Origin of the sequence: Rudanella lutea DSM 19387 (assembly GCF_000383955.1) — a bacterium.
GTDB lineage: Bacteria > Bacteroidota > Bacteroidia > Cytophagales > Spirosomataceae > Rudanella > Rudanella lutea.
Genome location: NZ_KB913013.1, coordinates 4,419,626 through 4,443,455, shown reverse-complemented (window position 1 = coordinate 4,443,455; position 23,830 = coordinate 4,419,626). Strand labels below are relative to the sequence as shown.

Genomic DNA, 23,830 nt, shown 5'->3' with positions numbered 1-23,830 from the left:
CCGTTTGGTCTATACGAGTCATCAACCAAGCAACCAACGTCTGGCCCCGGCTAACCTGCTATGAGCGACGCCATCAAACACGAGTGCGGAATTGCCCTCATCCGCCTTCGCAAGCCCTATCAGTATTACATCGACAAGTACAAAACGCCCCTGTACGCAGCCCGCAAACTGTATCTGCTCATGAACAAGCAGGTAAACCGGGGGCAAGATGGAGCTGGCGTAGCCAACATTAAGCTCGATGTACCGCCGGGTCACCGCTACATCAGCCGGTACCGTTCGGTGGAGCAGCAACCCGTGACGGATATCTTCGAGAAAATCGACAAGAAAGTCCGGAAAGCGCTCAAAGGCCACAAAGAGTTTGCCAACGACGGCCATTGGTTGCAGGAAAACGTAGCCTTTACGGGCGAAGTCTGGATGGGCCACCTGCGGTACGGCACGCACGGGGCCAACGAAATTGAAAACTGCCATCCCATGCTCCGTCAAAGCAACTGGCGCAGCCGGAATCTGGTAGTAGCGGGCAACTTCAACATGACCAACGTGGATGAGCTGTTCGATAAGCTCGTTTCGCTCGGTCAGCACCCCAAAGAGTATGTCGATACAGTAACGGTCATGGAAAAAATTGGCCACTTTCTCGACGAAGAAAACCAGCGCGTATTCGACCGGTTCAAAGGCATTTACGAGAACCCCGACCTCTCCGACATTATCGAAGACAACCTTGATCTTCAGCGGGTTCTACACCGCTCGTGCCGCGATTTCGACGGTGGCTATGCGATGGTCGGTATGACCGGCTACGGCGCTTCGTTTGTGGCCCGCGACCCGGCCGGTATTCGGCCCGCTTACTATTACGCCGACGATGAGGTGGTGGTAGTGGCCTCCGAAAAGCCCGCAATCAAAACGGCCTTCAACGTTGAGTACAATCAGATTCAGGAGGTACAGCCGGGTCATGCGCTGATCATCGACAAGTACGGCGAGTACGGCGAGTATGAGTTTCGGAAGCCCGTCGAGAAAAAATCATGCAGCTTTGAGCGCATCTATTTCTCCCGCGCTACCGACCCCGACATTTACAACGAGCGGAAAACACTGGGCAAACTGCTCATTCCGCAGATTTTGAAAGAGATCGACTACGACCTCGAAAACACCGTCTTCTCGTACATCCCAAATACGGCCGAAACGGCTTTCTTCGGCATGGTCGAGGGCCTGGAAGACTACCTGGCCAAGCAACGCAAGAAGGCCATTATGGACGGCATTCTGTTTGAGCAAGACCTCGAACGGCTGCTCACCTTCCGGCCGCGCATCGAAAAGCTGGTGTCAAAAGACGTTAAACTACGGACGTTCATCACCGACGATGCTCACCGCGACGATATGGTTTCGCACGTTTACGATACCACGTTCGAGGTTATCAAAAAAGGCAAAGACAACGTGGTGGTGGTCGATGATTCGATTGTCCGGGGAACTACGCTTGAGAAAAGCATCTTGCGGATGCTCGATCGGCTGGGTCCGAAGAAAATCGTGATTGTCTCGTCGGCTCCACAGATTCGGTTCCCCGACTGTTACGGTATCGACATGTCGAAGCCGAAGGAGTTCGTTGCCTTCCGGGCGGCTTTGGAGCTACTGAAAGACCGTGGTCTGGAGCATCTGCTCGACGAAGTGTACGCTCAATGCGTGGCTTCTATTGAAACGGGCAACGCCAATGCCGACAACTACGTGAAGGCCCTTTTCGACCCTTTCACCCACGAGGAATTGTCGCGTAAAGTGGCCGAGATCATCACCCCGCCCGACCTGAAAGCCGAAGTTGCAGTAGTATATCAAACGGTTGAAAACCTGCACGTTGCCTGCCCTAACCATTCGGGCGACTGGTACTTCACGGGCAATTACCCTACCCCCGGTGGCAACAAGGTGGTTAATAAGGCCTTTGTAAACTTTATGGAGGGCAAACTGGTGCGGGCTTACTAAGCATTGGTCTTCTGTACGATTTAAGGTGGTATGGCTCCGGGCTTTACCACCTTTTTTATGCGTCGATGGCTCAAAACTTACCCACCTGTTACCCAGAAATTTTTACCTTACAGCCCTGTACTAAACCATTATATCATGAAATTACACTACATAGGCGTAGGCTGCCTTGCGGTAGCGCTTCTAACAGGTTGTGGCGGCAAAAGTGAAGAAGAAAAAGCCGCCGAAGAAGCTAAAGCCTCGGTTTCTGATGCTGTCAACTCCATGCAGCAAATGGCCGAAGAAGCCGAGAAAAACGGCCCTGTTGAAACCGTTGATTTCCGGGCCCTCAAAGAACTGTTGCCCGCCGATGCCGATGGGTTGCCCCGCAAAGAGGCTACGGGCGAAAAAGCGGGCGCTATGGGCTTTAAGATCTCGACAGCTAGCGGTGAGTATGCCAACGCCGAAGGCACCGAACAAATCGACCTCGACATTGTGGATGCGGGTGGCACCGGCGCCCTGATGGGACTGGCAGCCTGGTCGATGATTGACGTGGATAAGGAAACCGAAAACGGATACGAGCGCACGGGTAAAGTTGGCGATTACAAATCGTATGAGAAATACGACAATGCCAACAAGGACGGTGAAATTGCCGTTTTGGTGAAAAACCGGTTTGTGGTCACGGTCAAAGGAACTGGCGTATCAGCCGAGAAGTTGAAAGCTACCCTTGAGGATGTAGACCTCGACAAACTGGCTGACATGAAATAATCGGAGGCTTAAAAACGAAACCGGGTCGGGGGCTGACGTCAGCACCCGACCCGGTTTCGTTTAGGCCAAATACACTATATGCTGATACCCGTTGGTAACGGCCCTTTGCGGGTCAGCTTCATTACGGCGACATCGGCGCCGGCTTCGGCGCAGGCCGCCGGGTTGCGACCGTCGAGCCAGGCCGTCAGGAAACCAGCCCAGTAGGCATCGCCCGCACCCGTTACGTCGATAACATCAATGTTTCGGCCGGGGAGCTGCACCCGGTCGGCCCCGCCATTGGTCGACACCAGGCTGCCCTCGGCGCCCAGCGTCAGGCATACAAGCGTGGCCCCCATCTCGTGAAAATCAGCGATAATCTGATCTGTACCAGCGGGTTGACCATACAGCCGGGCGGCATCGTCTTCGCTCAGTTTCACCAATGCCCCCGCCGAACAATAGGCTTTAATGACCTGCCAGGCCTGCTCGCGGTCGGGCCAGATGCTCGGGGCGTAATTGCAATCGATACTCACCTGACAACCTACACGCCCCGCCCGCGCGGCCGCATCGACCAGTGTGCTTTGGGCGGGCTCCTGACTCAGCGCAAAACAGGTGGTATGAAACAGCCGGGCCTGCGTGAGCAAGGTGTCGGGCAGGTGATACGGCATCAGTTGGCGGTCGGCCTGCCGGTACGCAATGAAGTCGGGGGTTCCTTTGCTCCGCGACACCAGCACGATACTCGTAGGTTCGTGAGTAGAGCGGGCAATATGCTCCGTATCAACGCCAGCGCGCCCAACCTCATCGACCAGATACAGACCCAGATTATCGTTGCCTACGCAGGCTACCAGAGCCGCCCGGTTGCCCAACCGGGCCATGTTGGCGGCCATATTGGCGGGCGAGCCTCCCTGAAACCGCTCAAACGTGGGCGTATCGAGCAGGCTGTCGTGCATTTGTTGCCCAATGAGGTCAGCGAGCAACTCACCTACGGCCAGAATATCAATTGTCTTTTCCATCATTCTACCAACAAAGAGAAACCCGGAACGGGAAAAATGCAAATGCCATACCGACTCCGATATGGCATTCGTACACCTAACTCGTCAGGCAAATCAATGCCCTCCCGCACCAACGGGCAGAGCAGCATCCTGACTTTGTTTAACTTCTTTCACCAGGAAACAAGACCCAGCTGCCAGCAGCAAACACACACCCGCCAGCACCAGCGCGTTGCGCGGGTCATCGCCCAGAATAGGCTTGTAATACAGCGGTACGGTGAGCATACCAATGAATTGCGGTACGCAAATGAACCCGTTGAAGATACCCATGTAAACGCCCATCCGCTCTTTCGGAACGGCGCTCGCCAGCATCAGGTACGGCATTGACATGATTGATCCCCAGGCCAGGCCAATGATGGTCATGCCGATGAGGTACACCAGTTTATCATTGGAGGTAAGCGTCAGGAAGAAGCCCATAGCGCCAATGGTGAGAAACACGGCATGGGTCAGCCGGGCACTCCCGATGGCCCGGGCAATCCGGGGAATAAAAATCGAAATGACCGCGCACGAGATGCTGAACATAGCAAAGCAAAGGCCACCCCATTTGGTACCCTCCTCAAACCCCGCCTTGTTGGAGAACGCGTCGGGTGCATTGAACGCATACCGGGCCGCCGACAGCGACAGGTACTGCCACATAAGCGGGAGACCGTACCAGGTGAAAAACTTGACCCACCAAAGCTGACGCATCACCGTGGGCATGGCCGAGAGCGACGCCAGGATTTCTTTAAAAATCGGCAGCATCAGAATCAGGTAGCTACCCGCCAGAATCCCCCCGCCCCACAGCAGGCCAGCCGACACACCACCCACCCGGGCGGCAAAGAAAAATGCCAGAATGGCGGCTCCGGCCGACAAAGCCAGATGCCAGAACGAGATCGACTTTTTCTCCTCGTCAGTAAACACGTGCGGCTGTTTGTAGCTATCATCAACGGGCGGGTGCTCCTTGGTGGTGCGGATTGTCCAGAGCACCGAAATCACAATGGCAGCCCCACCGATATAAAATGGGTACCGCACTGAGTTCGGAATGCCGTTGGCCAGTTGCTCGTCGGACATCACCATTGAGATACCGAGCAACGGCAGAATGTACGGCATAAGGTTGGCCAGGGTTTGCCCAAAGCCCACCATAAACGACTGAACGGCAAAGCCCGTTGGCCGCTGCTCATCGTCGAGCATATCGCCCACAAACGCCCGAAACGGCTCCATCGCTGAGTTAAGGCCCGCATCGAGCATCCACATCAGACCGGCCGCCATCCAGACATAGGGGGAGTTGGGCATCAGGATCATAGCAATGCTACCAAGCAGCGCACCCGCCAGAATAAACGGTTTCCGACGGCCCCAGGTCGGCGACCAACTCCGGTCTGAAACCGCGCCAATGATAGGTTGAAGAAGGAGACCGGTGAGCGGACCGGCCAGCCAAAGGCCCGGAATGGATGCTTCGTCGGCGCCCAGATACCGGTAGATCGGGCTCATGTTGGCTTGCTGGAGGCCGAAGCCGTACTGGATACCCAGAAATCCGAAACTCATGTTCCAGATCTGCCAAAAACTTAGTTTGGGTTTACCTTTCGTTTGCATTATGCCGTAAGAAAATTAGACAATGATACGAAAGGAGACGCTATGAATCGGGCTTGCGAACCATAAATTTCGCCTGTATGGCCCATTTGCAGGCTTCTGCCGGTGGCCTATCAATCGCAACGGGCTGCAAAACCGTATCTTTACCTCGATTTACACCCCAATAATGCCCGTCGTCAGGTTCGTCTTTTTTTGCTTGTTGTGTGTGGGTTTGTTGCCCCCAACCCATTCGTTGGGGCAGTCGGCCCGGCTCGATTCGAGCGTTGTGGTTCGCAACATTGTACTCACAGGGCATGTGCGTACCCGAGAGCGCATCATTTTTCGTGAACTCGAAATAAAACCGGGCGACACCATCCGGGTGGCCGACCTACCCGGCAAACTAGCCTGGGATAGCCGAAAACTGAATAATACCAACCTCTTCATCACGGTGAGCGTAACCGCCAGCCGTATTGCCGACTCTACGGGCATTGGTCAGCCGGAGCCCGTTCGCTCAGCCAGAGCCCGCCCGGCAGGCCCTACTCCCGTCGATGTGTTTGTGACCATGAAAGAGCGCTGGTACGCGCTGGCGTATCCCGTGTTTGATCTGGCCGACCGTAACTTCAATGAGTGGTGGTACGACCGGGGCCGAAGCCTGCGCCGGGTGATTTACGGGGGGCGGCTCGATTACCGCAACGTAACGGGCAACAACGACCGGCTGGGTGTGATTGCGGAGTTTGGGTTTCTGCGCCGTTTTTTTGTAACCTACCAGCGGCCCTACATCGACCGGGCGCAACGGTTGGGCTTTCGGGTCGATGCGCTGTATCAGACCAACAAGGAGATTGCCTACCGGTCGCGATTTGATAAACTGGTTTTTTTGCGCTCTGAAGAACTCCTGCGCCGACGCCTGTACGTGGGGGCATCGCTCACACACCGCAACGGATTTTACCAGTTTCACGGTCTGGGGCTGCGGTACGTCGACAATCAGATTGCCGATACCGTAGCGCGGCTCAACCCGGCGTACTACGGCGATGCCCGCACCCGCCAACGGTACCTGCAACTCAGCTACGGCTACCGGTTCGACCGGCGCGACAATGTGGCTTACCCGCTGCGGGGTTCGCTCATCACGGGCGATCTGATCTGGAACGGTCTCTTACCCCGCGACGATCTGCGGCAGGTGGAGCTGGTGGCTTCGGCAGCCCGATTCTGGGCACTGAGCCCCAAACCCGACAACCGCTGGTACGCCAGTTCGGGGGTGCGGGGACAGGTTATTTTTCCCCAATCGCAACCCTACAACGATCTGCGCGGGCTGGGCTATTTGCAGGAGGTGGTGCGGGGTTACGAGCTGTACATCATCGACGGACAGCATTTCGGACTCTGGAAAAACAGCCTCCGGTACAATCTTTTCAATACCGTTAAGCACCTCCGCTGGGTGAAGGTAAAGCAGTTTAGCACCTTCCCGATTGCCGCCTACCTGACTGGCTTCGTCGATGCGGGTTATGTGTCGAGCACGATAGCCCGCCCTTTCGAGAGCCGACTCGCCAACCGACCTTTGCTAGGCACCGGCCTGAGCCTCGACGTGGTCACGTTTTACAATGTGGTCGGGCGGTTCAGCGCAACGGTCAACGGGCAGGGGCAGCGCGGTTTTTATTTCAACATCGCGCAAGAATTTTAACAGTGAGCAGTGAACAACGAACAGTGAACAGTTCAAAACCAGTATTGAATGAGGGTTAGAACAATTCGTAATCCGTCGCTTACTGATAATTGTTCACTGTTCGTTGTTTACTGTTCACTGTTGGTTGTTCGTTGTCACTGTGCTACCATTTTCTGCGCGACTGCCTTTACGGACGCATTATTGCCGAAGCTCAGGTACGCCCTGGAGAGGTCGCTGGCATCGCGGTTGTACTCAGTCAGGAGCGTGTTGAAGTCTTCATCCAACTTCCCGGTCAGTTTGGCGGCCACGCCATCGGGTTGCATTTTCAGTACAATGGCCTCAATCTGACGGCTCTGCTGCTGCACATATGCCTGATTAGGGCGGCTTGGGCGCATCTGACGTTGTAAAGCTTCCAGATCAGCCAATTCTTTCTGCTTGGCATCGACAAAAGCCTGTGCTTTCTGCTTCGCGGCCGGGTCGGCCCCCTGCTGAGCCTCTACTTTGGCCATTTCGAGGGCGCCCTGGCTTAGCAAACGCATCCGAAACACATAGTCATAGTCAGGGTCACCGGTCACCTGTACCGATTTCAATTTCGAAGCCGCCTGCTGCATGGGGGCCATTAGCGGACTGTTAGCCGTTTGAGCAAAAGCCGAAAGCGAAAAAAAGAAGATAAGTTGCCATACGGCAATACGCGTTAGTCGTTTCATAACATTGCTATTTTAGGTGAACTAATCCTGTGTTAGACAGGCCAAAGCGCCACCGGTTTAATCTCGGCTCCGACAAAAGCCCGCATCCGCCAGTTGGCAAAACCAGCTGACCGCATTCTTTTAAACGAAATCAGAACGTGAATGTGCTCAGAAACTGAGCCTATCGCCGAAACACCAGAAACTGCACTCGCCCGGCCATTGGCAAACGGGTTTCGGCACGGGGTGGCCCATAGTGCGCGTAAAAAGCCGCCCGTTGCTCTGCCGACAGCAGATCGGGGTAGAGGTTGATGCCCGCAAACCGGTGCTGTTGCAGAAACCGGTCGAGAAATTGCCAGTCGGCGGGCGTAAATACGTATCCCGGTCGCAACAGCCGGTCCCAGTGGTCGCGCAGAAAAGGCTGAATGTAGGCCGGCAACAAGCGCCCCCAGTATTGCCCTACTACTTTTTTCTGGTGAAACCGGCGGAAGGTAAACACCGCGTTTTGCTCGCGGTAGTACGGGCAGAGCCCTTCGACCGCCCCCACCCCATCGGCCCCGATAGTACAAAACGGAAAGTCGAGCACAGCCTCACCCGGTGTAGTGCGCACCGTTTGCATATATGCTTTCACCGACTCCGACACAATCTGCGGCTTGTACAGATGCGGGTACCGATACCCCCAGCTCCACTCGGCCAGCATCAGCACGAGCAGGGGAGTCAGCGCCAACCAGCCCGCCCGGGTTTGGGGCCGGGGTGCCCACAGCGCCAGCAGTCCAAACAGCAACGGATACACCATGGTCGCCCGCCCGCCATGCCGATTGAAACTGAACCACGGAAATACCTTGAGCGTAGGCAACAGCACCGGGTGGTACACCACACACAAGCCGAGCATAAGTACCACCGGGCCCCACAAAAGCGGTTTCCGGCGAATAGCCCAGAAGCCTACAACCGCCAGAATAATCAGATACAAGCCCGGCCGGGTTTGCCCGTAGCTCTCGTAGGTATCCCGAAAAATACGGTCGTACCGAATCGAAAACTCATCGACACCGGGCAGATACGGAATCAGCAACCGGAGCGGGTGCGACCAGGAGGGCGGCATCTCCACCGAGGAATCGGCATAGGCCTGAGCGCCCAAAAAAATCTGAATGGTTGGCGGCAGATACAACCACGTGCTGATGCCAATGAGGCTTACCAGGAGCCAAATGTACGGTTTATGCCCCGGCGCAGGCCGAAACAATCCCGGGATAACCACCCGGCGCTGCCAGAGAGACCACGCCAAAAATGGCGCACAAAGCACCGTAAACGTCAAGGCAAACCCGGCCACATACCCCAACTCCTGCGACAACACCTGCACATGCAGCCACACCCAAAGCAGCCACCACGGCAAGGGAGGCAACGGCTGTGTTGGGGCCGAACGCGGTACACACTCGTACAAGAGCCGGTACGTAGCCAGCATACACAGGGTTGTCCAGTGCAGCACGCACACGTTCAGGTGAGTGGGGTATTTCCAGATGCAGTAGAAATTAAAAACCGAGACAATCAGCCCGGCCACCCACGCCCGGCCGTCGCCAAATACCCCGCGCAGCAGCCAGAATGCCCCTAAGGCTGTAACGAGCAGACTGTACACGTAGTAATACTGAAGGTACGGCCCCGGCTCACCCTTGCCAAACAGCCAGTAGCAGAGTGCGTACCAGTAATCACGCTCCCAGCCCCAGTCGAGCAGGGTATGGTTGGCCCCGTACGGATAAAACGTCTGATTATGCAGCAGATTGAGGTGCGGAACCGGCCAAAAGGTGAGGTTGTGGGCCACATAATAGCCTACGTACTCGTAAAAGTCGGTATCACCCCCGTCGGACAAGGGCCCCGAAAAATCGTCGACGAGCCAAACCGCCAGCCCCCCTACCAAGAGAGCCAACAAGATCGGAAGTATAAGGCGACGGAGGTGGGTCATGACCGAATGGGGTAGCGATCTCATCTTTCCGGGCAGATGACATTGCTCAGAAGGGGGCAAATGTCCACCGAATCGGCTATTTTTGCAACCCGAAACGATTTTGCATACGTAACGAGATAAGGTTTCAGGGTTAGAAGAGCCAAACAGCCGGTAAGGTCAACCCCCTTTCCTCCCTTCGCCCTCCGCCTTTGCTCCCCTATTTATATGGCCGATTACAACCACCGCGAGACCGAACAAAAATGGCGGCAGTTCTGGGACGAAAACCAGACGTACCGTACCGAAACTGACCCCGCCAAACCCAAGTACTACGTCCTCGATATGTTTCCATACCCGTCGGGGGCGGGGCTACACGTCGGTCACCCGCTGGGGTACATCGCGTCGGACATTGTGTCGCGGTACAAGCGGTTGCAGGGCTTCAACGTGCTGCACCCAATGGGCTTCGACTCGTTTGGTCTGCCCGCCGAACAGTATGCTATTCAGACGGGGCAACACCCGGCCATCACAACCGAGCAAAACATTGCCACGTACATTGAGCAGCTAAAACAAATTGGGTTCAGCTACGACTGGAGCCGCGAGGTACGCACCTCTGACCCCGGTTACTACAAATGGACCCAGTGGATTTTTATGGAGTTGTTCCGGTCTTGGTACAACAAAGACACCGACCGGGCCGAGCCCATCGAAACCCTGCTGCATAAGTTTGCCACCAACGGCACCACCGACGTAAACGCGGTTTGTGACGAGGAAACGCAGGCCCTCCAGTTTACGGCCGCCGAGTGGAACGCCCTGTCGAAGGAGCAATCCTACGAAATTACGCTTAAATACCGGCTCACCTACCTGGCCGATGCCGTGGTGAACTGGTGCCCGGCCCTCGGCACGGTACTCGCCAACGACGAAGTGAAAGACGGCGTATCAGAGCGGGGCGGCTACCCCGTGGAGCAAAAGCTGATGCGCCAGTGGATGATGCGCATTACCGCCTATGCCGACCGGCTCCTGAGTGGTCTCGACACCATCGACTGGTCGGAGTCGCTCAAAGAACAGCAACGCAACTGGATCGGCAAGAGCGTAGGGGCCAGTGTAAAGTTTCAGATTGAAAGGAGTGAGGAGCGAGAAGTGAGGAGTGAGGAGAAAGGGCTGGCGCAAGCGACTCCTCACTCCTCACTTCTCGCTCCTCACTCCTTCATTGAAGTGTTCACCACCCGCGTCGATACGATTTACGGCGTGACCTTCATGGTTCTGGCCCCCGAACACGAACTGGTACCCAGCCTCACCACCGACGCTCAGCGCGAGGCCGTTGACGCGTATGTGCAGGCCGCCAAAATGCGGTCGGAGCGGGATCGTATGGCCGATACCAAAACGGTTTCGGGTGTATTTACGGGCAGCTACTGCCTTAATCCGCTGAACAACGAGAAAGTCCCCATCTTCCTGGCCGATTATGTGCTGGCCGGATACGGTACCGGAGCCGTTATGGCCGTACCCTCGGGCGATGCGCGCGACTATGGCTTTGCGAAGCAGTTTGGCCTGCCTATTATCCCCGTTCTCGACGCCCAGAAAGACCTCGATCAGCAGGCCGACAACACCAAAGAAGGCCGGTACATCAACTCGGGTATTATCAATGGCATGACCTACCAGGAGGCCACGGCCACCCTGATTGCCTGGCTCGAAGAGCGTGGTCTGGGCCGTGGCAAAGTGAATTTTCGGATGCGCGACGCCGTGTTTAGCCGCCAGCGCTACTGGGGCGAGCCGGTGCCCGTTTATTTCAAAGAAGGCGGTTCAACAGGTCAGTTGCCGTACCTGATCGACGAGGCCGACCTGCCACTTGGGCTACCCGCCGTAGATAAATACCTCCCTACCGAAACGGGTGAGCCCCCGCTCGGCCGCGCCGAAGACTGGAAATACCAGGGAGAATATGAGTACGAACTGAGCACCATGCCCGGCTGGGCGGGGTCGTCGTGGTATTGGTATCGGTACATGGACCCGCAAAACCCCGACGCCTTTGCGGGCCCCGAAGCCATTCAGTATTGGGAAAGTGTCGACCTGTACATGGGCGGCTCCGAGCACGCAACGGGCCACCTGCTCTACAGCCGTTTCTGGAACAAGTTCCTTAAAGATCGGGGCTACGTAACGCAGGAGGAGCCATTTAAAAAGCTCATCAATCAGGGCATGATTCAGGGCCGGAGCAACTTTGTGTACCGGCTCAAAGGCACGGGCTCAGAAGGAGTAGCGCCGGTTTTTGTGTCGCTGAATAAAATTGCCGGTCGCGAGGTTACGCCCCTGCACGTCGACGTGAATATTGTCCACAATGATGTGCTCGACGTTGAGGCTTTCCGCGCATCGCGGCCCGACTTCACGCAAAGCCCCGACGGCCTGCCCGCGCAGTTTGAACTCGAAGACAACGGCACGTATGTATGCGGGGCTGAAGTCGAGAAAATGTCGAAGTCAAAGTTCAACGTCGTGAACCCCGACACCATTGTGGAGAAGTACGGGGCCGATACGTTGCGGATGTACGAGATGTTTCTGGGCCCTATTGAGCAGGCCAAACCCTGGAACACCAACGGTATCGACGGTACGTTCCGCTTCCTGCGTAAGTTCTGGCGTTTGTTCTACAAAGATGCACCCGCTGCCGATGGTCAGCCCGAAACAGGCCGCTGGATTGTGACCGATGCAGCTCCTACCCCGGCCGAACTGAAGGTTTTGCACAAGACGATCAAAAAGGTGCAGGACGACATCGAAAACTATTCGTTCAATACCTCGGTCTCGGCCTTTATGGTGTGCGTGAACGAACTAACGGCCCTCGACTGCCACAAGCGGGCAATCCTGTCCGATCTGGTGCTTATTCTGTCGCCCTACGCACCTCACATCTGCGAAGAACTGTGGGCGGCTCTCGGCAACGAACCCGGCAGTGTGTCGCGGGCCAGCTTCCCGGTCTTCAACCCGGCGTATCTAGTCGAAGACAGCTTCGAATACCCTATTCAGATTAACGGCAAAGTGCGGACAACCATCAGCTTCGCCGTTGACCGGGCCCCGGCCGATATTGAGCAGGCCGTACTGGCCGACGAGGTGGTGCAGAAGTGGCTCGATGGCAAAACACCCAAAAAAGTGGTGGTTGTGCCGAAGCGGATTGTAAACGTGGTGCTGTAATTGGTTTTATGTCTGTCGTTTTGGGGTTGTAACTAAACACCAGGCGACAAACCAGGTTTCATAGCCCGTACCGAGTGCCTGGTTGGCAATTGGTACGGGTTTTTATTTGCGCGCAATTACAGCGGGGCTTCGTACAGTTCAGGGCGCGTTTTTTGCCGTTCGCAACAAGACACGTTTTGGGAGGCTCCCGGCTGAGGCAACTTTGGCCATTGGTTTTCCGTCAACAACCCCGGTCATGCGTTTCTTTCTCTTTACTTCGCTCTTTCTTCTGCTTGCTCTCGGTGCTGCTCACGCGCAAACGCACACCCTTCAGGGCCTCATCACCGATCCCGACCGCAAACCGATTGAGGGCGCCGTGGTAGCGGTAGTCAAAGCCGCCGACTCAACCTTTGTCAAAGCAGCCCTGACCGATGCAAGCGGTCAGTTTCTGGTTGTAAACCTGCCAACCGGATCGTTTCGGGTGTCGGTGAATTACCTGGGCTATCAGCCTTACCTCAGTGCCCCGTTCGGGTTTGAAGCCGGACTGTCTACGCACACCCTTCCCGATATTCGGCTGGTACCGGCCGAAAAAACGCTCGGCGAAGTGCAGGTAACCGCCCGAAAAGCTTTTGTGGAGCAGCGCATCGACCGGGTTACGGTTAATCCGGACGCCCTCATCAGCAATGCGGGCACCACGTCGCTCGATGTGCTCGAAAAATCGCCGGGTGTGCAGGTCGATGCCAACGGCAACATCAGCCTGCGGGGGCGGAGCGGAGTGGTCGTATTCGTCGACGATAAGCCCACCTATCTGTCGGCCGCCGACCTGGCCAATTACCTCCGGTCGCTACCAGCCGGCTCGGTCGAAGCCATCGACATTATGACCAACCCACCCGCCCGGTACGATGCGGCCGGTAACGCGGGTGTGATCAATATCCGGCTCAAAAAAACGAAAGCCCGTGGTTTCAACGGGGGACTCAACCTGAGCTATGGGCAGGGCCGTTACCACCGGAGCAACAACAGTGCGAACCTCAATTACCGAACGGGTAACCTTAATTTCTTTGGAAATGCGAGCCTCAACACGGTGAACATGTACCAGGACCTGACCATCTGGCGCGAGTATTTTCTGCCCAATGGCAACCTGGAGTCGCGGTTCACCCAAAACTCATACATCCGCCGTCGGCTCAACGGAGCCACGCTCAAGGCCGGTTTCGACTGGCTCATCACCCCAAAATCGACGTTCGGGGTGGTTTTAAGCGGTTTCCGCAACCCCACTCTGGCCACCATTACCAACAGCGCCCGCGTGAGTGATGCAACCGACAAACTAACCGCGCGCGTTGAGGCCCTCAGCCGAGCCGATAAGGTGCTCCGAAACGGCAGCGTGAACCTGAATTTTACCCACTCGTTCGACAGTACCGGGCGCGAACTCACCACCAACGTCGACTATCTGACGTACCGTTCTGACCTGAGCCAATCGCTCGCCAATCGGGTATTCGCAACCGGGCAGACTAACGAGAACACCCTACTGGATTCGTCGCTACCCACTTCCATTGATATTCTGACGGCCAAGCTGGATTATGTGCATCCGCTGGCAAAAGGAAGTAAGCTGGCAGGCGGGGCCAAGCTAAGCCGTATTCAGACGGGCAACCGAGCGAGCTTTTTCGACGTGATCGACGGACAGCCGCGGCCCAACTACACCTTTTCGAACGCGTTCAACTACGCTGAGCGCATTCAGGCCGGGTACCTCAATTACAACGTCGAACGCGGGCGGCTGTCGGTACAAACGGGGCTTCGGTTTGAGAACACGGCCATTGAAGGCCACCAGTTAGGAAACCCGGAAGTAAAAGACTCGTCGTTCACGCGGCAATACAACAATCTTTTCCCGACGGTTTATGCCACGTACCGGCTCGACTCAGCCGGCAAACATCAGCTTGGGCTCTCGTTCAGCCGCCGAATCGACCGGCCCGACTATCAGGCCATGAATCCCTTCACCTACCCCCTCGATCGGTTTACGCTCTACGGTGGCAACCCGTTTTTGCGACCTACGTTTTCGGGCAATCTGGAGATATCGCATACCTGGAACAGCACCATCACAACAACCCTGCGTTACAGCCGGGTAAAAGACGTTATCACCGAAACAATTGAGCAGCGGAGCCCCGTGTTTTACAGCCGCCCCGGCAACATCGGCCAACAGATCAGCTACGGCGTGGCAATCAATGGCTCGTACCAGCCCGCCAAATGGTGGACAATCCAGTTTTACACGGAGGTGATGCACAACCGTTTCCGCGCCCAACTGGGCACTCAGTTGCTCGACAATGCGGGTACGTACTGGCACGTAGCCCCTACCAATCAGTTCAGGCTGAGTGCCACCTGGAATGCCGAGCTGGGCGGGATGTACCAGACCCGCGCTTATTTCGGGCAGTTTGTGGTGATTCCGGTGGGCCAGGTTCGGGTAGCGGTTTCGATGAAGGTGCTGAAAAATAAGGGGACGGCCAAGCTGGCTCTGAGCGATGTGCTGTACACCAATCAGGTTGGGGGCACCATCAAAGGGCTGGCCAATTCGACCGCCCGCTGGTACAGTTATCTGGACAGCCGCGTGGTAACCGTCTCTTTCTCGTACCGGTTCAGCAATGGTCAGACGCTCAAACAACGGCAAACCGGCGGGTCAGACACCGAACAACAGCGGGTAAAGAGCTAATCGGGAAGTAGGACAAACCGCCTACTCCCACTCCCAGGCATCGTCGTTGATGAGTTCGGCCACCACGGCTGTCCAGCCGGTTTGGTGACTAGCCCCGATGCTCCACTGGCTATGTTCAGGCAACAGCAAACCCCATTAGTTCCCGCTCAGCTGGGGTCCGATACGCTACAACAATGTCTTCTCGAGGAACTCCTTTGTTCAAGAGCATGACCGGAATACTTTCTTCGGTTCCGTCGCGTTGTATCCAGAATTTGCCACCGATAATATCAATATGTGCAATGATACCGTACACGCGCCCCGTACGGTCCCAGCCCACATCGGCAAGCATATACCGGTCGTTAGCTGTATCAAAAATGGTTTCAATAGTTATCTCTCCGTATGCATACGGCACGCTGGTTTGTTCAATCAATAGTTGTTGAATCAATTGGCGGTATCTATCTAGTTTATCCATTTTGTCACTTGGTTTGATAGCGGATCAAAAATCAGCACTCGAATAGCCAGCCGACTAAAGAAGTCACTAATTTGGTCTTCGTCAATAATCTGCCAGGCTGTCGATGGCAACGCTAAATAAAGCACCGTACCTGGCTCACGCTCTGCGAGTGCGAGTCGATAAAGCTGATACTGCCCCACAGCATGGTATAGATCATCTAACAAAGACGGATTCAAAAAGCTTTTGATCTCTACTGCGATGGTTCTCCCGTCGCGTTCGGCCCCCACCAAATCTTTAGCCCCTAAATCAATGTAAGCCTGCCGACGGCCAATAGCAATTCGTAACGGATCGTGCGTGATGGTCCATCCATCCTGAATAAGCGCTTTTTTAGCCGCTTCATGGTAAAGATCTCTTGCCATGTCAGCTAAAATACACAAATTTCCCTACTCCCACTCCCAGGCATCGTCGTTGATGAGTTCGGCCACCACGGCTGTCCAGCCGGTTTGATGTTAGTATAAACCAAGTGAGTTTTAACGTATCTTTGGTAAAAACAAACAAGCCCAAACTATGTATACGGCGGTTAATGGCATCTACGAAAACGGGCAGCTAACGTTGACAGAACGTCCTCCTACCACTCGAAAAGCAAAAGTTGTTGTGTTGTTTCTGGACGAATCGTCAACAGACTCTGTACCTCTGCGGAAAGGCGTTCGATTAGGCAGCCTGGAAGGACAGTATAGTATACCTGATAATTTCAATGAGCCTTTAGATGATTTAAACGACTATATGTGATGGAGCAATCGTATCTGGCCGATACGCAGATTGTGATTTGGAGTGTCATTAACCCTTCAATGATTATTCCTGCTGTACAAACTATTTTGCAAGAAAATGTCATTCTGGTTAGTGAGGTTAGCTTGCTTGAAATTGCAATTAAACAGAAAATAGGGCGGCTGCCAGGCTTGGCCCTGTCGACCGATGCCCTTGCCGATCAGCTACAGTCTGACGGATTTCACCTCTTACCCATCGACCGTAAGCATATTACCGCTTACGACCGTATTCCTTTGTACGGCCAACATCGTGATCCTTTCGACCGATTGTTATTAGCCACAGCTTTAGTTGAAGGCACTCCGCTTATTTCGGCCGATGAGCATTTCCCGCTTTACTCGCCCTTCGTGCGAATCATTCAGGCATAGTCACTCCCACTCCCAGGCATCGTCGTTGATGAGTTCGGCCACCACGGCTGTCCAGCCGGTTTGGTGACTGGCCCCGATGCCGGCCGCCGTATCGCCGTGGAAGTACTCGAAAAACAACAGCAGATCGACGTTTTCGGGTCGACTGTAAAATGAGTTGTACGGCCCGTGAACCGGCCGGTTGCCCGTATCGTCGCGCTCAAAAATAGACACCATCCGCCGGGCCAGCCGGTCCGATACCTCACGCAGGGTGAGCCGGTTGCCCGACCCCGTTGGAAACTCGACCGTCAGCGTATCGCCGAAAAACTGATGGTACTTTTTCAACGCCTTGATGAGCAGGTAATTGATCGGCATCCAGACCGGCCCACGCCAGTTGGAGTTACCGCCAAACATGCCCGTGTCGGAGTCGCCGGGGACGTACCGGATACTATGAAGCTCACCGTCGATCTGCACACTGTACGGATGCTGTTCGTGGTATTTCGACAAAGCCCGGACGCCCCCCGGCGACAAAAACTCCGACTCATCAAGCATCACCTCCAGCAGTTTCACCAGCCGCTCTTCCGAAATCATCGACAGCAGAATGTCGCCCCCGGCATTGACCCGCTGCTCGGGCAGGGGCCGACCGAGTTCGCGGTGGTATTTCTGGAAAAACCGCATCCGCTTCAGAAAATCGGCCAGCGGCTGACTCTTTTCGTGCTTGATCACCGACACGGCAAACAAGACCGTGAGCCCCACCACCGAGCGTACCCGTAGCTTGGTCGAAGGGCCTGTGTTGGGGTGCAGCAGGTCGTAGAAAAAGTGTTCGTCATCGTCCCACAACTCCCCGTTCAGCGACTCAGCAATGAGCACGTACTGTTCGTAAAACTTGGTGGCCACGTCTTCAAACGTCGGATCGAATTGGGTGATCTCCAGCGCAATGTCCATCATGTTGAGGGCGTACATGCCCATCCAGGCGGTGGCATCGGCCTGTTCGAGCAGCGTACCCGGCGGCAGGTGGCTCCGGTTAATGACCCCAATGTTGTCGAGCCCCAGAAAGCCACCGCTAAACACGTTGTTTTCTTCTTCGTCCTGCCGGTTGGCCCACCACGTAAAATTGATCAGCAGCTTCTGAAATACCCGTTTCAGAAACGACACGTCGGCGTTGCCGTGCAAGGCCCGCTCAATCCGGTACACCGACAGGGCCGCCCAGGCATGAACAGGCGGGTTTACATCCGAAAAATTCCATTCGTAAGCCGGTATCTGCCCCTGTGGGCTCATGTACCACTCGCGCATGAGCAAAATGAGCTGATGCTTGGCAAAGCCTGGATCGACCATCGCCATCGGAACACAATGAAACGCCAGATCCCAGGCCGCGTACCACGGGTACTCCCACTTGTCGGGCATCGAGAGGACGTCTTCATTGTTGAGGTGTTCCCAACGATTGTTGCGGCCCAGCACCCGCTCAGGCGGAGGAGGCAGGTGGCCGGGGTCGCCGTGGAGCCAGCGCGGTATGTCGTAGTGATAATATTGTTTCGACCAGAGCAACCCCGCCAGTGCCTGCCGCTGAATCAGCTTCTGCTCGGCCGTGGCCTGCGCCGGAACCAGCCGGTTATGGAATTGGTCGGCCTCGGCTATTCGACGGGTAAACACCTCACCAAATTCCTCGTCAAACGGCCGGGTATTTGCCTCTTTCGACAGCCGCAAACAGACCGTTTTTGCATCTCCAGCCGGGATACGAAGCCGGTACACGGGCGCAAACTTGGTACCCGTCGGGTTTTCGCGGAGCAGCGTACATAGGTAATCGTTTTGAGCAGCAATGGCCCCATGAAACGCATCTTTCACAAACGGATTCTCATTGGGCATGTTGAATAACCGACTCGTGTTGGTTTCGTTTTCGGTCATCAACGCGGTGTCGGTTGGCTGGTAGTAAAAGTAGTAGTCGCCCAGCCGGGGGTGTTTCAGGTGGGCCACTCCGCCCATGGGCATATCGGGCCGCCGGTTGATAAGCGGTTTTTCGTAATTCGGCTCGAAAGCCCAGCGGTTGCGGCACCAAAGAGTGGGGAGTAATGTCAGGTCGGCCGGTTGCGGCCCCCGATTGGTGACCGTGATACGAATACACACATCGTCGGGGTTATTTTTGGCATATTCAACAACCACATCGAAGTAACGCCCCCCGTCGAAAATCCCCGTATCGAGCAGTTCAAACTCGGTATCGTTTCGCGAACGGCGGGCGTTTTCGGTCAGCAGTTGTTCGTACGGAAACGGGCCCTGCGGATACTTGTAGAGGGCATTCATGTACGAGTGTGTGGGCGTGTTGTCGAGATAATAATACAGCTCCTTCACGTCTTCGCCGTGGTTACCCTCACCATTGGTCAGGCCAAAAAGGCGTTCTTTCAGAATCCGGTCGGAGTGGTTCCAGAGGGCGAGCCCGAAACACACATGCTGCCGCCGGTCCGAAATACCCAGTAGCCCATCTTCGCCCCAGCGGTACACCCGCGCGCGGGCATGATCGTGCGGGAAGTAGTTCCAGGCATCACCATTGGCCGAGTAATCTTCGCGGACGGTGCCCCACTGCCGATCCGACAGGTACGGTCCCCATTTTTCGAGGGGCACCGGCTTTTGATCGTTGGCCAAAACACGCAGCCGTTCGGCGTCAGGTTGGGGAGAAGAAGTAGGCATGGAGTAGGTAAAAAGAGTGAAAATCAGACCTGCAACTTTCCCTATCAACCGCCCGTGGCAAAGCCCTCAAACACGGTCATGCCACCGTCGATGAAGATGCTTGCCCCGGTGATGTAGTCCGAATCATCGGAAGCCAGAAAAACGGCCAGTTTTCCCACGTCGTCGGGTTGGCCGATGCGGTTGTACGGGATGAGCGTCATCAGGCTGTTCAACGCCTGCGGAGTGCTCCAGGCCGCCGTATTGATAGGCGTCTGAATGGCACCGGGACAAATGCTGTTGACCCGAATCTGCCGGTCGCCGTACTCCTGCGCCAGCGACTGCATGAGCATTTTGATGGCCCCTTTCGACGAGGCATAGTTCACGTGGCCCGCCCACGGAATTAGTTCATGCACCGAACTCATGCAGATAATTTTACCCGTAGCCCGCGACACCTCCGGGCGCGGCCCTCGGCGCAAAAACTCGCGGATAGCCTCACGAGCGCACAAAAACTGCCCTGTCAGGTTCACGTCGATCACGGTTTGCCACTGTTGCAGGGTCATGTCATGAAAGGGAGCATCACGCTGAAGCCCGGCATTATTCACCAGAATATCAATCGTCCCGAATTGCTCAACGGCCTGCCGAAACATGGCCTGTACCTGATGTTCCTGCGACACATCGGCCCGGATAGCTATGGCCTCCACGCCCTGTTGCTTAATTTCGGCCACAATGGCCTCAGCCTCATCGGCGTTGCTGACGTAGTTGACCACCACATTGGCCCCCGCCTGTCCGAGCGCCCGGGCCACACCAGCTCCAATTCCAGAACTCGCTCCGGTAACAAGGGCTGTTTGCCCACTTAATTTATGTTCTGCCATGCCAATCGGTTGCGTAGGTATTAGGCCAAATCAGAGGCCTACTGACCATGAAACCAGAAAGCCGAGCCCGTGTTTTTGCCATCCTACCGTGCGCGCTATATCTTGCAGGATGAAGAATTCTACCCATCCGTCTCGCTCCTCCTTATTTTTCCTTTACGCCCTGTTTTTCCTGTCCGGTTTTGCGGCCCTGCTTTATCAGGTTATCTGGCAGCGGCTCATTGTTTTTTACACCGGCTCCGACACCGTTAGTATCAGCCTGATTGTGTCAGCGTTCATGACGGGACTGGGTCTCGGCTATCTGGTGGGTGGCCGCCTGTCCGACCGGGCCTCGGCCGCCCGCAACCTCCGGTATTTTCTTCTGGCCGAAGCCGGTATTATGGGCTTTGCCGCTCTGAGCAAATGGGTCCTGTACGATGTGTTGTACGTGAACAACCCGGTTGATAGCAGTAGCCCGGTGGTGATGTATGTGGTGGTATTTCTGGTGCTGCTGCTGCCCACGTTTCTGATGGGGTTTTCGCTGCCGGCTCTCTCGCGGGGATTTCGGTTCAGCGACGGCCCCGCCCAGGCACGCTACATCAGCCTGCTCTACTTTGTCAATACCCTTGGTGCGGCCGTGGGCGCGTTTATCACGGGCTTTGTGCTGGTTCGGCAGATGGGGTACGAATCGGCGATCTGGGTGGGTGTTTTGTTTAACGGTCTGTGCGTGGTGGGTGCCTGGGGGATGGGTCGCGGAGGCTGGAGCACCGAAACCGAAACAGCAACCATTCAGACAGACGTAGCCACCGAGCCGATGCGCTTTACGCCCGCGCTCACAGTCTGGTCGGTGCAATACCTTATATCGGGGCTGGCGGCCCTGTCGCTGGAGTTGATCTGGTTCCGGGTTCTCGAAACCCTCATTAAGTCGGTATCGCTCACGTTCTCGGTGTTACTGGCGGTGTACCTTGGCTCCATGGCCCTCGGCACGCTGGTTGGCGTGGGGCTGGGCCGCAACGCTCGTTTTAAGGCCCCGGCCTCGCGGGAGCGGCTGTTTTTGTGGGCGCAAACCGTTTTGTACGTGTACACGGCGGCCTCTGTCGGGGTGTTTGTCAACGCCATTGGCCGGGTACCGTCGCTCGATTTTCTGTGGCAGTATTTCAAAAGTGGCGAGCCGGTTCTGTCGCCGGGTTTTGCCGTTTTCACCTACGGGCTCATGCCGCTATTTTTGCTCTTTGTACCTACGTTTCTGATGGGCCTGAGCTTTGCCGTATCGCAATCGCTTATTCAGGATCGGTTCGAGGAAGTAGGCCGTAAGGTCGGCTGGCTTCAGTTTGTCAACATTGTTGGTTCGGCTATTGGGGCGTGGTGGGTTACCTGGATCGGGTTTCCGGTGTTGGGCACAGCGGCCCTGCTCAAACTGATTGCGGGGCTGGGCGTGGTGTACGGCTTCGTCCTGTTTGCCCGGAAACACCTCAACACGCTGGCCGTTTCGGTGCTGACGGTAGCGCAGGTCCTTGCCCTGCTGCTCATTCCCGACAATACCCGATTCTGGCAACGGCTCAACGGCGTTGATGTACCCGAAGACATCCTGTTCAACGAGAACGCATCTGGCGTATCGGTTATCAAACTGCTGCCCAATCATAAATCGGGTGTGGTGTTTGTGAATGGGCTGGGGCAAAGTGGCCTGCCCTTCTCCATCGACCCGGTACACACCCTGCTGGGAGCCTTGCCCGTCATGATTCACCCCAACCCTGAGCGGGTCGCCGTAATCGGGCTGGGGTCGGGCGGAACGGTGCACGGCATGGCCGGCCGGGCCGAAACCCGCCGAATCGACTGCTTCGAGATTGTGAGCAACCAAGCCCAGATTGTGGCCGACTACGGTGCCGAAGCCAACGATAGCGCCGTAAACAATTTACTCATCGACAAGCGGTTACGACTGATCTTTCGCGATGGCCGCTACGCCCTGCAACACAGCGACGAGCGCTACGACGTGATCGAGGCCGATGCGCTCCGGCCGTCGTCGGCCTTTTCGGGTAATGTGTACTCCCGCGAGTATTTTCAGTTGCTGCGGTCGCGGCTCCGGCCGGGTGGCTACGCGGTTACGTGGGCACCCACCACCCGCATTCGCAACACGTTTCAGTCGGTATTCCCGTACGTGGTGTACGTTGACCAACTGGTGTTGATTGGTAGTAATGAGCCTATTAAGGTCGACTGGGCGGCCATTCGGCAGCGGATCGAAAGCCCCTACACACAAGCCCATTACCGCTCGGCAGGAATTGATCTCTGGGGGTTACTGGCCAAATATCAATCGCACACGCGTACCCTGCCGGGCAACGTACCGGTAGGTCCCGAAATCAATACGGATCTATTTCCCAAAGACGAGTACAGCATCCGGCAGCGGGACAAACTCTGAACTTTGATGGGTGTGTTTGAATTTATTTGCTATGAAAAATACCTTTCTTTTTACCCTGCTGGCCGTTTCGCTGGTAACCTGTACTCCCAAGGCAAGCCTGCGCACACCGGGCAATGGGGCTTATGAGTTTTTTACCTACAAACCCGGCCAAACGGCCCGCATCTCGGTACACCGGGGCGGGGGCGATCTGAAGGGGTACCCCGAAAACTGCATCGAATCGTTTGCGTATGTGGCCCGGCAAATCGGGACGCGGGAAGCCCCAGCCATCATTGAGTGCGACATCGACCTGACCAAAGACAGTGTACTGGTCATGATGCACGATGCTACCCTCGACCGCACCACCACCGGTACCGGCAAACTGATTGAGCAGACCTACGCGCAGATTCAGCAGTACCGGCTCGAGGATAATCTGGGGACGCCTACCCCATACAAAATTCCGAAGCTGGAAGAAGTACTCCGCTGGGGCCGCAAGGCGGGTGTTTATTTCACCCTCGATGTAAAGCGCAACGTGAGCTTCGACAAAGTGGTGAACATGGTTCGGCAAACGGGTACGGGCGACATTGCGGCCGTTATCACCTACAATGCGGCCGATGCGGCCCGGCTCCACAAGATGGCCCCCGAACTGATGATTTCGGTGACTATTCGGAATCAGGCCGAGTACGACCGGCTACGCGAGCTGGACATTCCCGACAACCGGATGGTGGCGTTTGTGGGCGTCCGCGAACCCGACAAAGCGCTGTACGAGTTTCTGCACGCCAAAGGTATCGCCTGTATTCTGGGTACGCTGGGTAACCTCGACAAGCAGGCCGCCACCAAAGGCGACGGCCTCTACAAGGAATGGGCCCAAAACGGAGCCGATATCATGAGTACCGACCGCCCGCTGGAGGTATTCCGGGCGGTCCGCCAGTAGACTCAACGCAACAGGTCTACCCGCTGGGTAGCCCTGTTTTT

The 23,830-nt window shown here is 56.0% G+C and carries 16 protein-coding genes; 8 read left to right on the top strand and 8 right to left on the bottom strand.

The window, feature by feature from the left end:
• Nucleotides 1–60 precede the first annotated feature (60 nt).
• Nucleotides 61–1,953 carry an amidophosphoribosyltransferase gene (locus tag RUDLU_RS0118415; protein WP_019989886.1) on the top strand — a complete coding sequence of 631 codons (1,893 nt, stop codon included), beginning with the start codon at nt 61–63 and terminating at the stop codon, nt 1,951–1,953.
• Nucleotides 1,954–2,088: 135 nt separating this feature from the next.
• The gene (locus RUDLU_RS0118410; RefSeq protein WP_019989885.1) at nt 2,089–2,697 is read left to right on the top strand and encodes a hypothetical protein; all 609 of its coding nucleotides are present in this window, start codon (nt 2,089–2,091) and stop codon (nt 2,695–2,697) included.
• Between the two features lie 74 nt (nt 2,698–2,771).
• Here the strand turns inward: RUDLU_RS0118410 and RUDLU_RS0118405 are convergent, their stop codons facing one another.
• A complete protein-coding gene (locus tag RUDLU_RS0118405; RefSeq protein ID WP_019989884.1) occupies nt 2,772–3,686 on the bottom strand; it encodes a PfkB family carbohydrate kinase in 915 nt (304 codons plus the stop codon).
• A 93-nt stretch (nt 3,687–3,779) separates the two neighbouring features.
• Nucleotides 3,780–5,291, bottom strand: a complete 1,512-nt coding sequence (locus tag RUDLU_RS0118400) for an MFS transporter (protein WP_019989883.1) — start codon at nt 5,289–5,291, stop codon at nt 3,780–3,782.
• A gap of 208 nt (nt 5,292–5,499) precedes the next feature.
• Between RUDLU_RS0118400 and RUDLU_RS0118395 the strand changes: the two genes are divergently transcribed.
• A complete protein-coding gene (locus tag RUDLU_RS0118395; protein ID WP_245581689.1) occupies nt 5,500–6,939 on the top strand; it encodes a BamA/TamA family outer membrane protein in 1,440 nt (479 codons plus the stop codon).
• Between the two features lie 134 nt (nt 6,940–7,073).
• Here the strand turns inward: RUDLU_RS0118395 and RUDLU_RS27735 are convergent, their stop codons facing one another.
• Both RUDLU_RS27735 and RUDLU_RS0118385 read right to left on the bottom strand, forming a co-directional pair.
• Nucleotides 7,074–7,625: a DUF305 domain-containing protein gene (locus RUDLU_RS27735; protein WP_019989881.1), complete on the bottom strand. Its 552-nt coding sequence runs from the start codon at nt 7,623–7,625 to the stop codon at nt 7,074–7,076.
• Between the two features lie 160 nt (nt 7,626–7,785).
• A complete protein-coding gene (locus tag RUDLU_RS0118385; RefSeq protein WP_044129553.1) occupies nt 7,786–9,552 on the bottom strand; it encodes a hypothetical protein in 1,767 nt (588 codons plus the stop codon).
• A gap of 204 nt (nt 9,553–9,756) precedes the next feature.
• Here RUDLU_RS0118385 and leuS point away from each other — a divergent pair, with 204 nt between their 5' ends.
• Both leuS and RUDLU_RS0118375 read left to right on the top strand, forming a co-directional pair.
• A complete protein-coding gene (leuS, locus tag RUDLU_RS0118380) occupies nt 9,757–12,690 on the top strand; it encodes a leucine--tRNA ligase (RefSeq protein ID WP_019989879.1) in 2,934 nt (977 codons plus the stop codon).
• A gap of 235 nt (nt 12,691–12,925) precedes the next feature.
• Entirely contained in the window at nt 12,926–15,364 is a 2,439-nt protein-coding gene (locus RUDLU_RS0118375; RefSeq protein ID WP_157580270.1) for a TonB-dependent receptor, read from the top strand.
• Nucleotides 15,365–15,479: 115 nt separating this feature from the next.
• Here the strand turns inward: RUDLU_RS0118375 and RUDLU_RS0118370 are convergent, their stop codons facing one another.
• Nucleotides 15,480–15,815 carry a XisI protein gene (locus RUDLU_RS0118370; RefSeq protein ID WP_027303194.1) on the bottom strand — a complete coding sequence of 112 codons (336 nt, stop codon included), beginning with the start codon at nt 15,813–15,815 and terminating at the stop codon, nt 15,480–15,482.
• A complete protein-coding gene (locus RUDLU_RS0118365; RefSeq protein WP_044129552.1) occupies nt 15,803–16,213 on the bottom strand; it encodes an element excision factor XisH family protein in 411 nt (136 codons plus the stop codon). Before RUDLU_RS0118365 ends, RUDLU_RS0118370 begins: the two co-directional genes overlap by 13 nt.
• A 369-nt stretch (nt 16,214–16,582) precedes the next feature.
• Here RUDLU_RS0118365 and RUDLU_RS0118355 point away from each other — a divergent pair, with 369 nt between their 5' ends.
• Nucleotides 16,583–16,984 carry a type II toxin-antitoxin system VapC family toxin gene (locus RUDLU_RS0118355; RefSeq protein WP_019989874.1) on the top strand — a complete coding sequence of 134 codons (402 nt, stop codon included), beginning with the start codon at nt 16,583–16,585 and terminating at the stop codon, nt 16,982–16,984.
• On the opposite strand, the gene RUDLU_RS0118350 is transcribed toward RUDLU_RS0118355, so the two are convergent.
• Together RUDLU_RS0118350 and RUDLU_RS0118345 are read right to left on the bottom strand one after the other, a co-directional pair.
• Complete coding sequence (locus RUDLU_RS0118350; RefSeq protein ID WP_027303192.1) at nt 16,985–19,639, bottom strand: MGH1-like glycoside hydrolase domain-containing protein; 2,655 nt, start codon at nt 19,637–19,639, stop codon at nt 16,985–16,987. It abuts the gene before it with no gap.
• A gap of 44 nt (nt 19,640–19,683) precedes the next feature.
• Complete coding sequence (locus tag RUDLU_RS0118345) at nt 19,684–20,490, bottom strand: SDR family oxidoreductase (protein ID WP_019989872.1); 807 nt, start codon at nt 20,488–20,490, stop codon at nt 19,684–19,686.
• A gap of 109 nt (nt 20,491–20,599) precedes the next feature.
• On the opposite strand from RUDLU_RS0118345, the gene RUDLU_RS0118340 reads away from it, so the two are divergent.
• Together RUDLU_RS0118340 and RUDLU_RS0118335 are read left to right on the top strand one after the other, a co-directional pair.
• Nucleotides 20,600–22,879 (top strand): spermine/spermidine synthase domain-containing protein, encoded by a 2,280-nt coding sequence (locus RUDLU_RS0118340; RefSeq protein WP_019989871.1) that lies wholly within the window; start codon nt 20,600–20,602, stop codon nt 22,877–22,879.
• Nucleotides 22,880–22,910: 31 nt separating this feature from the next.
• Nucleotides 22,911–23,789, top strand: a complete 879-nt coding sequence (locus RUDLU_RS0118335) for a glycerophosphodiester phosphodiesterase family protein (protein ID WP_044130548.1) — start codon at nt 22,911–22,913, stop codon at nt 23,787–23,789.
• Nucleotides 23,790–23,830 lie beyond the last annotated feature (41 nt).